16 protein-coding genes are annotated in these 17,488 nt (G+C 60.4%); 12 read left to right on the top strand and 4 right to left on the bottom strand.

Features of this window, described 5'->3' with window-relative positions; genetic code table 11:
• The 3 genes from AC4GMC_RS07955 to AC4GMC_RS07945 are packed head-to-tail and all read right to left on the bottom strand — an operon-like array spanning position 1 to position 1,784.
• The gene (locus AC4GMC_RS07955) at positions 1–687 is read right to left on the bottom strand and encodes a TerB family tellurite resistance protein (RefSeq protein ID WP_487877953.1); all 687 of its coding nucleotides are present in this window, start codon (positions 685–687) and stop codon (positions 1–3) included.
• A 12-nt stretch (positions 688–699) separates the two neighbouring features.
• Positions 700–1,185 carry an N-acetyltransferase family protein gene (locus AC4GMC_RS07950; protein WP_487877952.1) on the bottom strand — a complete coding sequence of 162 codons (486 nt, stop codon included), beginning with the start codon at positions 1,183–1,185 and terminating at the stop codon, positions 700–702.
• Positions 1,182–1,784: a VOC family protein gene (locus AC4GMC_RS07945; RefSeq protein ID WP_487878994.1), complete on the bottom strand. Its 603-nt coding sequence runs from the start codon at positions 1,782–1,784 to the stop codon at positions 1,182–1,184. Before AC4GMC_RS07945 ends, AC4GMC_RS07950 begins: the two co-directional genes overlap by 4 nt.
• Before the next feature lie 62 nt (positions 1,785–1,846).
• On the opposite strand from AC4GMC_RS07945, the gene AC4GMC_RS07940 reads away from it, so the two are divergent.
• Positions 1,847–2,404: a 5-formyltetrahydrofolate cyclo-ligase gene (locus AC4GMC_RS07940; RefSeq protein WP_487878995.1), complete on the top strand. Its 558-nt coding sequence runs from the start codon at positions 1,847–1,849 to the stop codon at positions 2,402–2,404.
• 216 nt (positions 2,405–2,620) lie between these two features.
• Here the strand turns inward: AC4GMC_RS07940 and AC4GMC_RS07935 are convergent, their stop codons facing one another.
• The gene (locus tag AC4GMC_RS07935) at positions 2,621–2,845 is read right to left on the bottom strand and encodes a hypothetical protein (protein ID WP_487877548.1); all 225 of its coding nucleotides are present in this window, start codon (positions 2,843–2,845) and stop codon (positions 2,621–2,623) included.
• A gap of 164 nt (positions 2,846–3,009) precedes the next feature.
• Between AC4GMC_RS07935 and AC4GMC_RS07930 the strand changes: the two genes are divergently transcribed.
• From AC4GMC_RS07930 to rpsA, 11 genes are all read left to right on the top strand, one after another.
• On the top strand, positions 3,010–4,194 hold the full coding sequence (locus AC4GMC_RS07930) for an MFS transporter (protein ID WP_487877547.1): 1,185 nt from the start codon (positions 3,010–3,012) through the stop codon (positions 4,192–4,194).
• Positions 4,195–4,300: 106 nt separating this feature from the next.
• On the top strand, positions 4,301–5,383 hold the full coding sequence (locus AC4GMC_RS07925) for an Mrp/NBP35 family ATP-binding protein (RefSeq protein WP_487877546.1): 1,083 nt from the start codon (positions 4,301–4,303) through the stop codon (positions 5,381–5,383).
• 526 nt (positions 5,384–5,909) lie between these two features.
• A complete protein-coding gene (locus AC4GMC_RS07920) occupies positions 5,910–6,416 on the top strand; it encodes a division/cell wall cluster transcriptional repressor MraZ (RefSeq protein ID WP_487884388.1) in 507 nt (168 codons plus the stop codon).
• Between the two features lie 3 nt (positions 6,417–6,419).
• Positions 6,420–7,391 carry a 16S rRNA (cytosine(1402)-N(4))-methyltransferase RsmH gene (gene rsmH / locus AC4GMC_RS07915; protein WP_487877545.1) on the top strand — a complete coding sequence of 324 codons (972 nt, stop codon included), beginning with the start codon at positions 6,420–6,422 and terminating at the stop codon, positions 7,389–7,391.
• A gap of 3 nt (positions 7,392–7,394) precedes the next feature.
• Positions 7,395–7,820 (top strand): cell division protein FtsL, encoded by a 426-nt coding sequence (gene ftsL / locus AC4GMC_RS07910; protein ID WP_487877544.1) that lies wholly within the window; start codon positions 7,395–7,397, stop codon positions 7,818–7,820.
• Entirely contained in the window at positions 7,817–9,670 is a 1,854-nt protein-coding gene (locus AC4GMC_RS07905) for a peptidoglycan D,D-transpeptidase FtsI family protein (RefSeq protein WP_487877543.1), read from the top strand. Before ftsL ends, AC4GMC_RS07905 begins: the two co-directional genes overlap by 4 nt.
• 60 nt (positions 9,671–9,730) lie before the next feature.
• Positions 9,731–11,179, top strand: coding sequence for a UDP-N-acetylmuramoyl-L-alanyl-D-glutamate--2,6-diaminopimelate ligase (locus tag AC4GMC_RS07900; RefSeq protein WP_487879000.1), 1,449 nt, complete (start codon positions 9,731–9,733; stop codon positions 11,177–11,179).
• Entirely contained in the window at positions 11,176–12,591 is a 1,416-nt protein-coding gene (locus tag AC4GMC_RS07895; protein WP_487878401.1) for a UDP-N-acetylmuramoyl-tripeptide--D-alanyl-D-alanine ligase, read from the top strand. The genes AC4GMC_RS07900 and AC4GMC_RS07895 overlap by 4 nt, the downstream gene beginning before the upstream one ends.
• A gap of 5 nt (positions 12,592–12,596) precedes the next feature.
• A complete protein-coding gene (gene mraY / locus AC4GMC_RS07890; RefSeq protein ID WP_487878400.1) occupies positions 12,597–13,679 on the top strand; it encodes a phospho-N-acetylmuramoyl-pentapeptide-transferase in 1,083 nt (360 codons plus the stop codon).
• 108 nt (positions 13,680–13,787) lie between these two features.
• Positions 13,788–15,209, top strand: a complete 1,422-nt coding sequence (gene murD, locus AC4GMC_RS07885; protein ID WP_487878399.1) for a UDP-N-acetylmuramoyl-L-alanine--D-glutamate ligase — start codon at positions 13,788–13,790, stop codon at positions 15,207–15,209.
• Between the two features lie 229 nt (positions 15,210–15,438).
• Positions 15,439–17,118 (top strand): 30S ribosomal protein S1, encoded by a 1,680-nt coding sequence (gene rpsA / locus AC4GMC_RS07880; RefSeq protein ID WP_487878996.1) that lies wholly within the window; start codon positions 15,439–15,441, stop codon positions 17,116–17,118.
• The last annotated feature ends 370 nt before the right edge of the window (positions 17,119–17,488 follow it).

Below are 17,488 nucleotides of genomic sequence, written 5' to 3'. Positions count from 1 at the left end.
TTAGGCGTCCGGGTGGGAGTTTGATATTTTCTCCCATGCGGCGTTAATCGCGATCAACCGGTTTTCGGCCAGTTTGATCGCCTCTTCCGGCAGGCCCCGGGCCATCATCCTGTCGGGGTGATTTTCACGCACCATGGCACGCCAAGCGGCGCGGATTTCGGGCAGGGGGGTGTCTGGGTCTACGCCCAGAACCGCGTGGCAATCAGGCTCGGCGCCGGGCACAAAACGCGCTCGGATCGCGGTGAACTCACGCTCCGTCAGGCCAAAGATGTCCGATACGGCGGCCAAGAATTCATCCTCAAGCGGGTGGTACTGTCCATCGGCCATTGCGATGTAGAACAGCCCCTCCAACAGATCGCGCAGTGGCTCGGACCCGGTGGTGAACATGCGCGCGATTTGGCGGGCATAGGCGTCAAAGCCCGCCACGTCTTGCCGTGCGAGGTCAAAGACCCGGGCAGCATGATCCATTTGCGACGGTGGAATGGTGAACACGGCGCGAAATGCGGCGACCTCATCGCGGGTCACTTGGCCGTCGGCCTTTGCCATTTTGGCCCCCAACGCGATTGTGGCGATGGTAAAAGCCACCGACATTTCTGGCGGGGAGCGCAGACGATCCAACACATCGCGCAGCCCCTCGCCCGAAGCAAGGGCGGCAAGCGCGTCGGCTATGCGGGACCAAATCGACATGACGGTATGAAACTACGCGCTTTGGGGCGGGGCAAGGGCTTTGGTCATGAAAATCAGATCATGCCACGCGCCCGCCTTGTGGCCCACCTGTGGCAGGGTGCCCGCGGGGACAAACCCTAGCGCGGTGTGAAAGGCGATGCCCGCCGGGTTGCTGCCCGAAATTCCGGCCACAAGGGTGCGAATGTCCGCGTGCCGTGCCGCGTCCTCCAACGTGGACATCAACGCACGGCCCAATCCGGACCCATGCGCCGCGCCGGCGATGGCAATGGAATGTTCCGCAGTGTGGCGGTACCCGTCCGAGCCGCGAAAGGGGCCATAGGCCGCGTAGCCCACGACACTGCCGTCCCGCTCCGCGACCCACGCAGGCCCCGCGATCAGGGATTCCATCTCGGCGTCCGTCTTGGGGGCCGCGCGGAAGGTAATGTGCGGCTGTGCAATCACATCGTTGATCAATGTTTTTATGGCGTCATGATCCGAGGCTGTTGCACGGCGGATCATTGCAAAACCCGTTGCCCGTTGGGGGTATCGATGATGGCACGCAGACCCTTGGCGGGACCTGTTTCAAACCGCACACGGGTGTCGTTCAGGCCCAGCTGAGCCGCTAGGGCATCTGCCTGCGGGTGTGTGATGATCAACTCTGCCAGTCGCGCGCCGCTGTCGGGCAACACGGGCGGCGTACTTTGCCATGAAATCAACGCAGGGTGCGTATCATCAAACGGCAACCGCCCGGTGTCTGGCACGGCCATTTGCCACTGCAAATGCGCGCGCGACAAGGACAGCGGAGTGCCGGTGCCAGCAGGGGCCCGCGCAAGGGCTGCGGGCAGATCATCGGTGCGGCAAATCCAATGGCTTAGCGATGGGGCCCTATGCCCGCTATCAAGGTCAAACCAGCGTGTGCGCACAGGCGCCGGAGCCGTGGGGTCAATCGCAATGACCTCCATATAAAAATCAGGCCCCAACGACAGAAGGCGATTGTGCGTGCCCATGTCGGGGTGCTGACCTCCGGGGCCCAGCGACATGCCCAACTGTGCTTCGGTATGTGCGACACCCGTTCCAAGGTCGGGGGCGGTGACGGCGATATGATCAAGACTTAGCATGGTTGCACAAAAGCACGTTGTCGGGGCATGAGAAAGCAGATTGGCGCAAGGGAGAGCAGACCATGACATTACAGCAACCCGCAAAGGCCGAATTGCGCGCGACCACGATGGCCAAACGCGCCAAGGATCACGGCAAGGGCCATGACGCGGCCGCCGTCGCGCGGTTGTTGGAGTGGATTGGCCCAGTAAAAGGCGCGATCATCGCAGGCTACATGCCCATCCGGACCGAGATTTCACCGCTCAACGCCATGGCTGCACTGTCGCAAGGCAATACATTGTGCGTTCCCGTCGTGCAGGGTGCAGGTTTGCCATTGGAGTTTCACCGCTGGTCCCCGGAGGCGGAAATGATTCCTGGTGCGTTTGGCGCATCGGTGCCCAAATCCGCTGAGGTCGTGACGCCGGATATCGTGATCGTCCCGCTTGTGGCCTTTGATCTGAGCCGTGGGCGATTGGGCTATGGGGGTGGGTTCTATGACAGAACGCTAGAGAAATTGCGCGCTACGAACGCCGAGCTGCGGGTGGTGGGCTTTGCCTATGACGCGCAGCAGGTGCCTAGCGTTCCGCTAGAGCCGACGGACCAGCCGCTGGATGCATTGATCACCCCAACACGCTGCCTTTAAAACAAAAAATGGCGACCCCAGGGAGGAGGGGTCGCCACTTTCGTTTTGGACGGGACCCTCAGGGAGGAGGGAGAGTACCATCCGATTGGCCCCAAATGGGAGGAAATCGGGCCAAATGTGTACAGCGCCGCGAGGATAAAGGGAGGAGAACCTCACTTTGCTGCTATCCCGGGGCAATGGGAGGAGAACCCCGGTATTTCTGTTTTTGCCTCAGACCTAAGAGCCGTTTCCGACCCACTGATCGAGGCAGTAAATATTCCTGCGTGTCTTGCCCGTCAGGTTGCGGTCATCCGCACCGAGGGCTTGCAGTTTTTTCACCTTGCCGCGATAGAGACGCCAGCGTGCGTAATCGACACGCGCCTCTGCCACGATTTCCGACAAGCGGGCTATAAATCCGCCGAACCCGGAGAGCTTTGGGCGCGTTTCTCTGAAAGTGACCATCGTGATGATCCTCGTACCTGAGTTGTGCACCCTTGCCTTGGAGTGACAATGCCCCGGATTGCTGCGAGCGCACAACGGACGTTTTTAGAATGCCGCTATGCAGCAATTGCATGGGTTGCAGGGCGATCAACTTATGGTTGAGTTGACTTAAGGAGAACACACGTTTGGAGGCTCTACGCTCCCCCATGTTCCGTCGCTACTACGCGGCGTCGGCCGCTTCGGTCCAAGCACTTTGGGCGCAGCGGGTGGCGTTGGGGTGGCTCGCGTGGGAGGTCAGCGCCTCCCCGGCGTATGTCGGTGCGGTGGCCGCGTTGTCGATGGCGCCCACATTGATCTCGGGTCCGGTGTTTGGGGTGCTGGTGGATCGCGCGGATATTTTGCGCGCTGCACGGTGGACCACGCTGACGATGGCGGTTGTGTTGTTTGTTGCCGTGCTGTGGCAGGCGTTGTGGGGCTTTGGCCTGATATCTTTGGCGGTGGTTGCGTTGTTGATTGGAGTGATCAGTTCGGCCCATCATCCGGTGCGCATGTCGCTTGCACCGCGTCTTGTGCCCTATGATCTGGTCGCCAGCGTCGTGGCCCTAAGTTCCGTGAACTTTAACACCGCGCGTCTGATTGCGCCGGTCTGGGCCGGGGTGTTGCTGGCTATGGCTGATCCCGGTTGGACCCTGCTGGCGGCGGCGGTTTTGTACCTGCCGATGATTGTTGTCTTGCCAAGCCTGACGGCGCGGCCTCTTCCGGCCCGCAGTGAACAGCCAAGCATCCTGCGTGCCCTTGGTGATGGTGTCGCCTACGTGTGGCGTGCGCCGCTGGTGTTGCAGGCGATCATGCTTACCGCGGCGTTCGCAACGGTCTTGCGTGGGTTTCTTGAAATTTTGCCGGTTTTGGCAGAGGGCGTGCATGGCCGTGGTCCGACCGGTCTTGGCGTGCTGACGGCGGCTGCCGGGGCGGGGGCCTTGTTGGCAGCGGCGGCCAAAACGGCGGGCTGGGGCGTGGTGTCGGACCGGATCACGCCGGGCCTTAAGGTTGGGCTGGTCGCGGGTGTTGGCGCGCTAAGCGCGATTGGCCTTGTGCCGCGTTGGGACGTCGCCGTGGGTGTTGTGATGATCCTTGGCTTTGCCTCAACCTACTGCGGTGTGACGTTGCAATCCGTGGTGCAGTCCAATGTGCCTGATGATTTTCGCGGCCGCGTCATGAGCCTTTGGGTCGTCGTCGGCTTTGGCGCGGTGGCGTTGGGCGCGCTGGGTTTGGGGGTGATTTCGGACCTGATCGGGCTGTCTGCGACGTTGATCTGGGCGGGTCTGGTTGGCGCGCTTTTGATGGCTGTGCTCAGCTTGCGAAGCGGCTAAACCACCTATGACGCCTCGTGCTGAACCCTGCGCTATATCCGCCGAACATATTGTCTTTTCGTTTCACGCGCCCACCTAAGGCGCACGCCAGTTACCGGAGCCTGCAATGCCACTCACCAAAGAAGACATCCACCGCGCCCTTGAGGCCATCACGCTTCCGGACGGTGGCACCCTGATCAGCCGCGATATGATCCGCGCTCTGGGGATTGCGGGGGGAGATGTGCGTTTTGTGATCGAGGCCCCCACGGCTGAGGTCGCCAAAATGATGGAGCCGCTGCGCAAAGCCGCCGAGGCCGCCGTGGCACGCCTGCCCGGTGCGGGCACTGTACAGGTCAGCCTGACGGCGCCGGCACCCGGTGGAATGGGCGCCAAGGCGAAATCACCGCCAAGTCTGAAAATCGGAGGGCACGCTAAACCCCAAGAGGACGGCCAAAGGGTCAAAGGGGTGGCGCGTATTTTGGCCATCGGCTCGGGCAAGGGTGGTGTCGGTAAATCCACTGTGTCGTCTAACCTGGCGGTGGCGCTGGCGCGGCAAGGGCGCAAAGTCGGCTTGTTGGACGCTGATATTTACGGCCCCTCGCAGCCTCGCATGATGGGGGTGAACAAACGCCCCTCATCTCCGGACGGCAAAACCATCATTCCGCTCAAGGCGCACGGCGTGACCATGATGTCGATCGGCCTGATGTTGGCCGAAGACAAGGCCGTGGTTTGGCGTGGGCCGATGTTGATGGGGGCCTTGCAGCAAATGTTGGGGCAGGTCGAATGGGGTGAATTGGACGTGTTGTTGGTCGACCTGCCACCCGGCACGGGCGACGTCCAGCTGACGCTCTGCACCAAGACGGAGTTGACGGGGGCCGTGGTCGTCTCAACCCCACAGGACGTGGCGCTTTTGGATGCGCGCAAGGCGCTGGACATGTTTGCCACGCTCAAAACGCCGGTGCTGGGCTTGATCGAAAACATGTCGACGTTCACGTGCCCGCACTGCGGTGGTGAAAGCCATCCGTTTGGACAAGGCGGCGTCGCCTCTGAGGCGGAGCGATTGGGCCTGCCATATCTGGGCGCGCTACCGCTTGATCTGGATACGCGGATCGCGGGCGATGGTGGCACGCCAATCGCGGCAGGCGAGGGGCCAGTGGCCGATGCCTTCGGCGTTCTGGCCAAGCGGCTCATTGATGGCGGCATGGCCTGAGCCACTCGATCATCCGAATCAAACGTCAAAAGCGGCGGGGGGGAACCCTGCCGCTTTTTGCTTTTTTGGGCGGCGGTGCAGGCGTGCCACGGACGCGCGCAGAAATTCGGCGAAAAAACCTCAGGCGTGTGAGTCCATCTGGACACAACATATCGCGGTTCAATCGATTGACGCACCCACATGGGCGATCCGCTCGATGCCGGTGTGTCTTTGTGGCAAGAATTGGCATAAAAAACCTTGATTTGGCATAGTCTTCCATGGCACACCATATGGGCAGAGCAGGGCCAAGAACGCGGCGCAGATCGCAGGACCAAAGACCAAAAGGCAGGTTCATACAGGCAACTCCCATACGCTCTGAAATGGAGACCCGCGCGCAGCGAGCAGACATCCCCCCAGGTGGCAGCGCATAGGTCAGACCCGGAGACGGGACAGTGACGGCGGATCGGGCAGTGGCAGCAGCTCGATCCGCCGTTTTCATTAGAGGCCATTGTGGTCGAGACATTTAATTGAGGGGCACGCGAGGACAGTGATCCGGCGGTTCACAGGGACATCCACCAATAAGGTGGACGCAAAGGGGCGGGTTTCCGTGCCTGCGCCCTATCGCCGTGTGCTAGAGACACTTGATCCCGAATGGTCCGAGGGAAAGCAGCCCAGCGTTTACCTTTTCTGGGGTGATCCCCGCGCCAAGCACCTGACCGCTTATTCTGCCTCCGCAATGCTAGAAATCTGGAAACAGATCGACCTGCTGCCTCGTGGGTCCGAGGATCGGCGCAGGCTCAACACTTTGTACTACAAGATGACCTACCACACGACCGTGGATGACAGTGGCCGTCTTACCCTGCCCAAAGAGCTGCGCGACCGGGTTGAGATCACCGACAGCGCCGCCTTTAACGCAGCTGGCGATACATTTGAAATCATGCGCCCCGAGGCCGACGCCCCCGCCCAAAACGATTTGGACGCTTGGCTTTTGGCGCAGCCTGATACATTTGATCCCGCGTCGCTGCTTCCTCCTCTTCCTCCCGCATCTGAGTAATCCATGGCCACTGCCGATCCCCATATCCCCGTCCTGATCGATGCGCTGATCGAGGCGACGGCGCCCGTGTCTGGTGTTTGGATTGACGGCACCTTTGGGGCGGGGGGCTATACGCGCCGCCTGCTTGAAGCAGGGGCAGATCAGGTCATCGGTTTGGACCGCGACCCGATGGTGTTTGAAATGGCGCAGTCATGGGCGGCCGAGTATGGTGATCGCCTTAAGATGGTTGAGACCGTGTTTTCCAAGATGGATGAAGTCAGCGCACCCGTTGACGGTGTTGTGCTGGACCTTGGTGTGTCTTCTATGCAGTTGGACATGGCTGAGCGTGGCTTTTCCTTTATGCGCAGCGGTCCGTTGGATATGCGCATGGGTCGGGATGGGATCACGGCTGCGGAGTTGATCGACCAAAGCGATGAAGGGCATCTGGCTGACATCCTGCATCACTACGGCGAGGAACGAGCAGCGCGCCGCATCGCGCGCGCCTTGGTGCGGGATCGCCCGTTTAAGACCACCGCGCAACTCGCAGAAACTATTGAAAAATGCCTGCCGCGCAGCAAGCCCGGACAAAGCCACCCAGCGACCCGCAGCTTCCAAGCACTTCGCATCGCCGTGAACGACGAATTCGGCGAGCTGATCCGTGGCTTGGCCGCGGCTGAGGGTGTGCTAAAGCCCGGTGGCCAATTGGCTGTGGTGACCTTTCACTCGCTTGAGGATCGTGTGGTCAAACGCTTCTTTACCGCACGCTCTGATACGGGTGGTGGTGGCAGTCGCTACGCGCCCGAAACGGCTGCACGCGAGGCTGAGTTTATTTTGACCCCGCGCAAGGCTATCGCGCCGCGTGAAGATGAAATCGCGCGCAACCCGCGGGCTCGCTCCGCCCGGTTGCGGGTCGCAAAGCGCACCGAAAAAGTATCTGGGCCGCTGGATGTTTCCAAAATGGCTCTGCCGAAAATCACTGAAACACAGGGGCTCTAGGGAATGCGCGGGTTGTTCTATATACTGTCGATCCTAGGCGTGGTGGGGCTGGCCTATTGGGCCTACCACCAAGGCTATGAGACCCGTCAGACAGCCCGCGAGGTTCAACAGCTTCAGCGTGACATCGGCAAGGCCCATGAGAGGTTGGCCGTTTTGCGGGCCGAATGGGCCTATCTGAACCGCCCCGATCGTCTGCGCGAATTGGCCGAGATGAATTTTGAGCGGTTGGAACTGATGCCGCTGTCCGCCGATCAGTTCGGGACTGTTGCACAGGTGGCTTTTCCGCCGGTCATTCCACCCGCCGAAACGCTGATGGCGAATTCCTCGGGGCCGAGTGCTGCGCGCGCGGGCCTTGAGCGGTTGCATGACGCCGATCACCGCTTGATCGCGCCCGAAAAACCCGTGACACAGCCCGAGCAGTTTCCATGACCGACGATCGCCGCGAAACCGGAGACATCCATGGGCAAACGCCTGAGGCTGAACCGTTTGAGCGACGCACGCCTTTGCGGCCCCTCGCGCGGATCTTGCGTGCTCGGGACCGGGGCCAAAACCCCGATACGATTGAACGTGAAAACATCCGGTCTCGGCACGAAAGCATGCGCGACACCCTACGCGCCCGTGCCGAAACGCGGCTGTTCGTGGTGGGAATGGCGTTTTTCATAGGCTTTTTGGTGGTCGCGGTGCGAATGGGGGCTATTGCCTCGACCGAGGCCGAAGAGCCGCGCATCGCCGATAATTCCGGTGCCTCGATCACTGCGGCGCGCGCAGATATCGTGGACCGCAGCGGTCGGGTGCTGGCCACCAATCTGATCACCAATGCGCTCTATGCTCAGCCGCATCACATGATCGATCCGGTTGCCGCAGCCGAAGGGCTTGGGCGGATTTTTCCAGACCTCGATGTCGAAGACCTGCAAAAGCGCTTTAGCGGCAATCGCAAGTTTTTGTGGATCAAGCGCAATATTTCGCCCGAACAGCAACAAGCGGTGCATGATCTGGGCGAGCCGGGCCTGTTGTTTGGCCCGCGTGAGATGCGTTTGTACCCCAACGGGCGCTTGGCCGCGCATGTTTTGGGCGGCGCAGGTTACGGCCGTGAAGGTGTGCGCGCGGCTGAAGTTGTGGGTCGTGCAGGCATCGAAAAGTCGTTTGACGCCTACCTTCGGGACCCGATCAATGAGGGCAAGCCGCTTGAATTATCCCTCGACCTGACCATCCAACATACCGTCGAAGAAGTCCTTGATGGTGGTATGCGCTTGCTTAATGCCAAGGGCGCATCGGCCATTTTGATGGACATTCACACTGGCGAAGTGATCTCAATCGCAAGCTTGCCGGATTTTGATCCCAACGCGCGGCCCGGTCCGGTGCAGGGCGCAGATCCCTCTCTTGATCCGACGTTCAATCGCGCGGTGCAGGGCGTTTATGAGCTTGGCTCGACCTTCAAGATTTTTCCCGTTGCCCAAGCCATGGAGCTGGGCATGGTTGCGCCCGAGACAATTATCGACATCAAGGGCCCCATCCGGGTCGGTGGGTTCCGTATTCGCGATTATCGCAACTACGGGAATGAGTTGTCGGTGTCGGACATCATCGTCAAATCGTCAAACATCGGCACCGCCCGGATCGCGATGGAGATTGGGCCTGAGCGTCAGCAAGATTTTCTCCGGCGCTTGGGCTTTTTTGAGCCGACTGATTTCGAACTGATCGAGTCTGCTACTGGTCGGCCGTTGCTGCCCAGTCCGTGGCGGACGGTGAACACGATGACGATCAGCTATGGCCACGGATTGTCTGCATCGCCGCTGCACCTTGCGGCGGCTTACGCCAGCACGCTGAATGGCGGTACGCTGATCAAGCCGACGCTCCTGCGCCAAGACGGCCCCCAAAACGGAGAGCGTCTGATCTCGGAGGAAGTTTCTGCCGCGACACGCGAAATGCTGCGCGACGTAGTTGTCAGTGAAAAAGGGACGGCGTCCATGGCGCGTATGCCGCTTTACACAGTGGGTGGCAAAACCGGGACTGCGGACAAACCCAACCCACGTGGTGGCTACTACGAAGACAAAGTGATCACGAACTTCGCATCGGTCTTTCCCGCGTTGGACCCGAAATATGTTCTGGTTGTCACGCTGGATGAACCAGAGGACCGCACAGGACCCGAGCCGCGCCGCACCGCGGGCTGGACGGCTGTGCCGGTGGCTGCGGCCATCATCTCGCGCGTGGCACCTTTGCTGGGGCTGCGGCCAGATATTGAACCCTCCAGGGCTTTCGCGCTACCAGTGGCGGCGAACTGAACGCACGACAAGGGGCGGCTTGTGGCACACGACAAGGGCAAGAGGCTCTCGGATTTAGGGATGCAGGCACGCGGCGGCGCGGCCCCCATGATCACCGGGATTTCAGTGGACAGCCGAGGTGTCAAACCGGGGCATCTGTTCGCGGCATTGCCCGGTAGCAGGGTGCATGGTGCGACGTTCATCCAATACGCTTTGCGGATGGGGGCAGTGGCCGTTTTGACGGACGCTGAGGGCGCTCAAATTGCCGCCGAGGAAATCGCGGAACACACCCCCGCCGTTGTGATTGCCGAGGACCCACGCGGCGTGCTCGCCGGGGCGGCTGCTCTGTTTTTTGGTGGTCAGCCCGAAACCATGGTGGCTATCACCGGCACCAACGGCAAAACCTCGGTCGCCAGTTTTACCCGCCAGTTGTGGGAGGCTTTAGGCCTGCCAGCGGCCAACATTGGAACCACCGGGGTTGAGGGGGCGTTTTCTGCACCCGGCGTGCACACCACGCCCGAACCGATTACGCTGCACCGGGTGTTGTCCGACATGGCCCGCGCAGGTGTGACCCACGCCGCGATGGAGGCATCAAGCCACGGTCTGGACCAGCGGCGCATGGATGCGGTGCATCTGGCCGCGGCGGGATTTACGAATTTCACCCAAGATCATCTGGATTACCACGGCACATTTGACGCGTATTTCGCGGCCAAAGCAGCGTTGTTCATGCGGGTTCTGCCAGAAAATGCCGTTGCTGTTCTAAATCTTGACGATCCAAAGGTGGCCACACTTGTGCCGCAGGTTGAGGCACGTGGCCAAGAAATTCTGGGCGTCGGGCAGGGGGCGGATGCGCGCCTGCGTCTGCGCGCGCAGCGGTTTGATGCCACTGGGCAAGAGGTGCTGTTTGAATGGCAGGGCGCCTCGCATCAGGTGCGGCTCAATTTGATTGGCGGGTTCCAAGCGGCGAATGCGTTGATGGCTGCGGCCTTGGTAATTGCGGGTGGTGAACCCGCCGCCGAGGTCTTTGCGGCCCTGCCCAAATTGGGCACAGTCCGTGGTCGGATGCAAAAGGCGGCGGTGCGTGAAAACGGTGCCGCGGTGTTTGTGGATTACGCCCATACCCCTGATGCGGTGGAAACCGCGCTGTGCGCCCTGCGGCCCCACGTGATGGGACGTATTGTGGCGATTGTGGGTGCGGGCGGCGACCGCGACACCGGCAAGCGGCCCTTGATGGGGGCAGCGGCAGCAGGTCATGCGGATGTGGTTTTTGTGACCGATGATAACCCCCGCTCCGAAGATCCTGCGGTGATCCGCGCGGCTGTGATGCAGGGTGCGCCCGAAGCGACCGAGGTCGCGGACAGGGCCGAGGCGATCTTGCGCGGCGTAGATGCGCTTGGCCCCGGTGACGCGCTGTTGATCGCGGGCAAGGGGCACGAAACCGGACAAATCGTTGGCGACGACGTATTGCCGTTTGATGATGTGGAACAAGCAAGCGTGGCGGTGGCCGCGCTTGATGGGGGGCTTGCATGACGCTTTGGACCGCCCAAGATGCAGCCACTGCAACCGGTGGTGAGGCGCGCGGCGATTGGGCCGTGTCCGGCCTGTCAATCGACACCCGCACGCTAGAGCCGGGGGATTTGTTCATTGCGCTTAAGGCGGCGAGGGACGGACATGATTTTGTGGTCGACGCATTGGGCAAAGGTGCCGGGGCGGCCTTGGTGTCCCGCGTGCCAGAAGGCGTCGACGACGATGCGCCCCTTTTAGTGGTAGCGGATGTGCAAGCGGCGCTTGAGGATTTGGCCCGTGCCGCGCGGGCACGCACATCGGCCAAGGTCATCGCAATCACGGGCTCGGTTGGTAAAACATCGACCAAGGACATGATGACCCATGCGCTGCGCCCGCAGGCCAAGGTTCATGCGGCCGAGAAAAGCTATAACAATCATTGGGGCGTGCCATTGACGCTGGCGCGGATGCCGCGCGATGCCGACTACGCCGTGATCGAGATCGGCATGAACCACCCTGGCGAAATTGCGCCTTTATCTGCGCTGGCCCGCCCACATGTGGCGGTCGTGACGACCGTTGGTCCGGTGCACCTTGAGGCATTTGACGACGGCGTGCCGGGGATTGCCCGTGAAAAAGCCGCGATCTTTAGTGGCCTGATTGAGGGCGGGGTCGCGATCTATAATGCGGATCTAGAGGTCAGCCCGATCTTGGCGCACATCGCAGGCCCTGATGCTGTGTCCTTTGGTCAAAGCGACGGGTGCGATTGGCGGATCACCGCCCTGACAGCGAGTGCCGCTGGCATTAACTGCGTCGCACAAACGCCTGAGGGAAAAGTGCTTTTCAAATTGGCGGCGCAGGGCGTGCATTTCGGCACCAATGCGCTAAGCGTTTTGGCGGCCTGTCACGCTGCGGGTGCGGATTTGGCACAATGCACCCTCGCGCTTGGGTCGTGGACCCCGCCAGCGGGGCGCGGGGCACGGATATTTGTGTCGCTCGATCCGGCGCATCCGGAGCTAGGCATCGACCTGATTGATGACGCCTACAATGCCAATCCGGCCTCGGTCGGTGCGGGCCTTGCGCTTTTGGCGGCCAGTACGCCGGGGCCGGGTGGGCGGCTCATTGCGATCCTTGGCGATATGAAAGAGCTTGGCCCGACCGAAACTGCGATGCATGCCGATTTGGCCCGCCACCCAGCGATGGATGCAATCGACACCGTGCATTGCGTCGGCCCATTGATGGGCGCGCTCCATGCGGAGTTGCCGGGCGATCAAAAGGGACAACACACACCAGATGCGGCCACGCTGGCAGGGCAGGCCCATCATATCGTTGGCCCCCACGATATCGTGTTGGTAAAGGGTTCATTGTCCATGAATATGGCCCTTCTTGTTGACGCCATCGCGGAATTGGGTCACTCCGAAGGGACGAATTCAAAGAGGTAGACGCGATGTTATTCTGGTTGACTGAGTTTTCCGACGGCGGAGACGTCTTCAACCTGTTTCGCTATATTACCTTCCGGGCAGGTGGCGCGTTCTTTACGGCGCTCATCTTTGGGTTCTTGTTTGGGCGGCCTTTGATCAATCTGCTGCGCCGTCGCCAATCCAACGGCCAACCGATCCGCGATGACGGCCCCGAAAGCCACTTTGCCAAAGCGGGCACTCCGACTATGGGCGGTGTTCTGATTTTGGGTGCGGTGTGCCTATCGACGCTGATGTGGGCGCGGTTGGACAATGCGTATGTCTGGATCACTCTGCTGGTGACGATGGCGTTTGGTGCGATTGGTTTCGTGGATGATTATGCCAAGGTTTCGGCAGGCAACACCAAGGGCGTTTCCGGCAAAATCCGGCTTGCGCTCGGGTTTACGATTGCCGCAGTCGCCGCGGTCAGTGCGATGATGCTGCACCCTGAAACGCTGTCGGGATATTTGGCTGTGCCTGTATTTAAAGATGTGCTGCTCAACCTCGGCTGGTTTTTTGTTCCGTTCGTGATGATCGTGATCGTCGGCTCCGCGAATGCGGTGAACTTGACGGACGGTTTGGACGGTCTGGCCATCATGCCCGTTATGATCGCGGCTGGTACACTGGGTGTGATTGCATATGCGGTTGGGCGGGTCGATTTCACGTCATATCTTGATGTGCACTACGTGCCGGGCACCGGTGAGTTGCTGATCTTTGCCGCTGGGTTGATCGGCGGAGGGCTGGGCTTTTTGTGGTATAACGCCCCACCGGCCGCCGTGTTTATGGGTGACACAGGGTCGCTCGCCTTGGGTGGTGCGTTGGGGACCATCGCGGTCATCACCAAACATGAACTGGTTTGGGCGGTTATCGGCGGCCTCTTTGTGATTGAGGCTCTGTCGGTCATCATCCAAGTCCTCTATTTTAAGCGCACGGGTAAGCGCGTGTTCCTGATGGCCCCGATCCACCACCATTTTGAGAAAAAGGGCTGGGCCGAGCCGCAGGTTGTGATCCGGTTTTGGATTATCTCGCTGATCCTTGCCCTGATCGGTTTGGCGACGCTGAAAATCCGATAACAGCGGCACGTCCGACCGGCTTGAAACGATGCCTCTCGCGGGTCAACTTACGTCCATACCAAGAAGGTCCCATGATATGAGTTTCATCACATCCCAAGGTGCGCGCGCATGATCCCGGTCACTGGTTTTGTGGGCGAAACGGTTGCGGTTCTGGGCCTTGGCCGCTCGGGGCTGTCGGCGGCGCGCGCGTTGCGGGCAGGCGGGGCTGGGGTCATCGCGTGGGACGATGGCGAGGCCGCGCGCGCGGCGGCAGAGGCCGAAGGGTTCGCCCTGCGAGATCTGTCCAAGCAGGGTGCGTTGGACGCTGTCACTTGGTTGGTCACGTCACCGGGTATTCCGCATCTTTATCCTGCGCCGCATCCGGCGATTGCGAATGCGTTGCGCGCAGGCGTGCCGGTGGACAATGACATCGGCCTTTTCTTTCGGTCCCTCGGGCAGGGCACCTGGAGCGAGATGGAACAGCCCCCCCGTGTCGTCGCAATCACGGGTTCGAACGGAAAATCCACCACATCAGCGCTGCTCCATCACATCCTGACCGAAGCCGGGCGCCCAGCCGAATTGGCAGGCAATATTGGCCGAGGCGTGTTGGATTTGGACCCGCCAGAAGACGGCGCGGTCATTGTGCTGGAGCTGTCGAGCTATCAAACCGAGCTTGCGCGCTCTTTGACGCCGGATGTGGCGGTCTTTACCAACCTGTCGCCGGATCATCTTGATCGCCACTATGGAATGGGTGGGTATTTTGCCGCCAAGCGCCGTTTGTTCGCCGAAGGGGGGCCGGATCGGGCCGTCATCGGCGTGGATGAGGCCGAGGGTCTGTTTCTGGCGGGGCAGCTGGCCGAAGGGGCCGCTGATGACCGTGTGATCCGAATCTCAAACACTCAGAAACTGGGCGGTCCAGGCTGGACGGTCACGGCGCGCAAAGGGTTCCTGAGCGAGATGCGCAAGGGCCGACAGGTCGCGTCAATTGATCTGCGCAAGATCGCGGGCCTGCCCGGTGCACATAACCATCAAAATGCCTGCGCGGCCTATGCGGCGGCGCGTGCGCTGGGGCTTGGCCCTCGCGATGTTGAAAAAGGGCTGAACAGCTATCCGGGCTTGCCGCACCGTTCGCAGGTGATTGCGCAGCGTGACGGTGTGACCTTTGTGAATGACAGCAAGGCCACCAACGCCGATGCAGCCGCCCAAGCGCTGGCCGCTTTTCCAAAAGTGCGTTGGATTTGTGGTGGGCTGCAAAAGGAAGGCGGGCTTGATGTTCTCAAGCCGCATCTGGGCAATGTCGTCAAAGCCTATGTCATCGGGCGCGAGGCGGCGGCGTTTGCGTTGCAGCTAGGGGATGTGCCGCAGGATATCTGCGGGGACATGGACACGGCGGTCGCACGTGCCAGTGCCGAGGCCCAGCCCGGTGAGGTCGTGCTGCTTGCGCCCGCAGCCGCCAGTTTTGACCAATACGATAGCTTTGAACACCGTGGCGCGCATTTTACCGCCCTTGTTTTGGACGACGTTTTGGACGACGCGCCACAGGCTGAATAGGCCACGATCCGCCGCCTAAAAAGGCGGGTGAGGGACCTCTTGCGCCTGATCCCCTGCGCCGCTATACGGCGAGGGTCTTTGGGTCAGGAGTTTTCTGGCCCATTTATCGTTGCACCCTGATGTCAAATCTTAACGGCGTCATGAGCATAGGGTGCCAAGACCAACCTCAAAGACCGGCGGAGACAACCGCACGGCCAGTAAACCCAGATGAATAGGAACCGAGAGCCACATGGCCACTAATGCAATGATGGAGGAATTCGAAGCCCTCCTTAACGAAAGCTTCGAAATTGACACACCCCAAGAGGGTTCTGTTGTCAAAGGCAAGGTTATCGCAGTTGAAGCGGGCCAAGCCATCATCGACGTGGGCTACAAAATGGAAGGTCGCGTCGACCTCAAAGAATTCGCAAACCCCGGTGAAGCACCCGAAGTCGCTGTTGGCGACGAAGTGGAAGTGTACTTGCGCACCGTGGAAAACGCTCGTGGCGAGGCAGTTCTGTCCCGCGAAATGGCGCGCCGCGAAGAAGCTTGGGACCGTCTGGAGAAAGCCTACGGCGCCGAAGAGCGTGTCGAAGGTGCAATCTTCGGTCGTGTCAAAGGCGGCTTCACGGTTGATCTTGGCGGTGCAGTGGCATTCTTGCCCGGCTCGCAGGTTGACGTGCGCCCCGTGCGTGATGCTGGCCCATTGATGGGTCTCAAGCAGCCGTTCCAAATCCTCAAGATGGACCGTCGTCGTGGCAACATCGTTGTTTCGCGTCGTGCAATCCTTGAAGAATCCCGTGCCGAACAGCGCGCAGAAGTCATCGGCAACTTGGCCGAAGGTCAAGCGGTTGACGGTGTCGTCAAAAACATCACCGAGTACGGCGCATTTGTCGATCTTGGCGGCGTTGACGGCCTGCTGCACGTCACCGACATGGCATGGCGCCGCGTGAACGATCCACGTGAAGTGCTCTCCATCGGTGAGACGATCAAGGTGCAAGTCATCAAGATCAACAAAGATACGCACCGCATCAGCCTTGGCATGAAGCAGCTGCAAGAGGACCCATGGAACCTGGTGGAAGCCAAGTACCCGCTGGAATCCAACCACACTGGCCGCGTCACGAACATCACCGACTACGGTGCATTCGTGGAGCTGGAGCCCGGTGTCGAAGGTCTCGTGCACGTTTCCGAAATGTCCTGGACCAAGAAAAACGTCCACCCCGGCAAGATCGTCTCCACCTCGCAAGAGGTCGAAGTCATGGTGCTGGAAATCGACAGCGCGAAGCGTCGCGTCTCGCTTGGTCTCAAGCAGACAATGCGCAACCCATGGGAAGTGTTCGCTGAAACACACCCCGAGGGCACGCAGGTCGAAGGCGAAGTCAAGAACATCACCGAATTCGGTCTGTTCGTTGGCCTGCCCGGCGACATCGACGGCATGGTTCACCTGTCCGACCTTACGTGGGAAGGCCGTGGCGAAGACGTCATCGGTGACTACCGCAAGGGCGACATGGTCAACGCAGTTGTGTCCGAAGTCGACGTTGAGAAAGAGCGTATCTCGCTCTCGATCAAAGCAGCGGATGGCGACCCCTTTGCCGAAGCCGTTGGCGGCGTGAAGCGCGGTTCGATCATCACTGTCGAAGTGACCAAGATCGAAGAAGGCGGCATCGAAGTTGCGTACGAAGGCATGACGTCCTTCATTCGCCGCTCGGATCTGTCGCGTGACCGTGCCGAGCAGCGCCCAGAGCGTTTCGGCGTGGGCGACAAGGTCGACGTGCGCGTCACCAACGTGGACAACAAGTCCCGTCGTCTGGGTCTGTCGATCAAAGCCCGCGAAATCGCAGAAGAGAAAGAGGCCGTCGAACAGTATGGTTCCTCCGACTCCGGTGCATCGCTCGGCGATATCCTCGGCGCAGCCCTCAAGGGCGACGAATAAGTCCACCCGGACTTAAGAATTTAAAGGGGTCCCGCTGGCAACGGCGGGGCCCTTTTTCTATGAAAAATGAAAGATTTGCGGCGCGGACAAAAGATACAAATACAATCATGAATTGACGCGGTCGGGCCAATTCGCTTTTAGATAATAAATCGATGCTATAAGCAGCTTACCGAAGCACAAAAAAAAGCAGGCACATGTTAGATACCGCTAAGACGTCGCGCCCCCAGACCGAAATCAAGCCGGCCCGGGACTGGGTTAAAACACTTGCCAAGTATCGCGAGCCGAACATGTCGCGCAGCTCCTTTGAGCTTGCGGTGACGGTGGGTCCGTTTTTGATGCTGTGGGTTCTTGCGTGGTACGCAATGTCCTA

The sequence above is a fragment of the Thalassobacter sp. genome, assembly GCF_982993085.1.
The sequence above is the reverse complement of the archived record's forward strand: the minus strand, read 5'-3'. Positions and strand labels throughout refer to the sequence as shown.

Excerpts from the sequence above, each read along its gene's own strand:
- AC4GMC_RS07955 (WP_487877953.1), bottom strand. The coding sequence starts at position 687 with ATGTCGATTTGGTCCCGCATAGCCGACGCGCTTGCCGCCCTTGCTTCG.
- AC4GMC_RS07950 (WP_487877952.1), bottom strand. The coding sequence starts at position 1,185 with ATGATCCGCCGTGCAACAGCCTCGGATCATGACGCCATAAAAACATTG.
- AC4GMC_RS07945 (WP_487878994.1), bottom strand. The coding sequence starts at position 1,784 with ATGCTAAGTCTTGATCATATCGCCGTCACCGCCCCCGACCTTGGAACG.
- AC4GMC_RS07940 (WP_487878995.1), top strand. The coding sequence starts at position 1,847 with ATGACATTACAGCAACCCGCAAAGGCCGAATTGCGCGCGACCACGATG.
- AC4GMC_RS07935 (WP_487877548.1), bottom strand. The coding sequence starts at position 2,845 with ATGGTCACTTTCAGAGAAACGCGCCCAAAGCTCTCCGGGTTCGGCGGA.
- AC4GMC_RS07925 (WP_487877546.1), top strand. The coding sequence starts at position 4,301 with ATGCCACTCACCAAAGAAGACATCCACCGCGCCCTTGAGGCCATCACG.
- rsmH (WP_487877545.1), top strand. The coding sequence starts at position 6,420 with ATGGCCACTGCCGATCCCCATATCCCCGTCCTGATCGATGCGCTGATC.
- ftsL (WP_487877544.1), top strand. The coding sequence starts at position 7,395 with ATGCGCGGGTTGTTCTATATACTGTCGATCCTAGGCGTGGTGGGGCTG.
- AC4GMC_RS07905 (WP_487877543.1), top strand. The coding sequence starts at position 7,817 with ATGACCGACGATCGCCGCGAAACCGGAGACATCCATGGGCAAACGCCT.
- AC4GMC_RS07900 (WP_487879000.1), top strand. The coding sequence starts at position 9,731 with ATGCAGGCACGCGGCGGCGCGGCCCCCATGATCACCGGGATTTCAGTG.
- AC4GMC_RS07895 (WP_487878401.1), top strand. The coding sequence starts at position 11,176 with ATGACGCTTTGGACCGCCCAAGATGCAGCCACTGCAACCGGTGGTGAG.
- mraY (WP_487878400.1), top strand. The coding sequence starts at position 12,597 with ATGTTATTCTGGTTGACTGAGTTTTCCGACGGCGGAGACGTCTTCAAC.
- murD (WP_487878399.1), top strand. The coding sequence starts at position 13,788 with ATGATCCCGGTCACTGGTTTTGTGGGCGAAACGGTTGCGGTTCTGGGC.
- rpsA (WP_487878996.1), top strand. The coding sequence starts at position 15,439 with ATGGCCACTAATGCAATGATGGAGGAATTCGAAGCCCTCCTTAACGAA.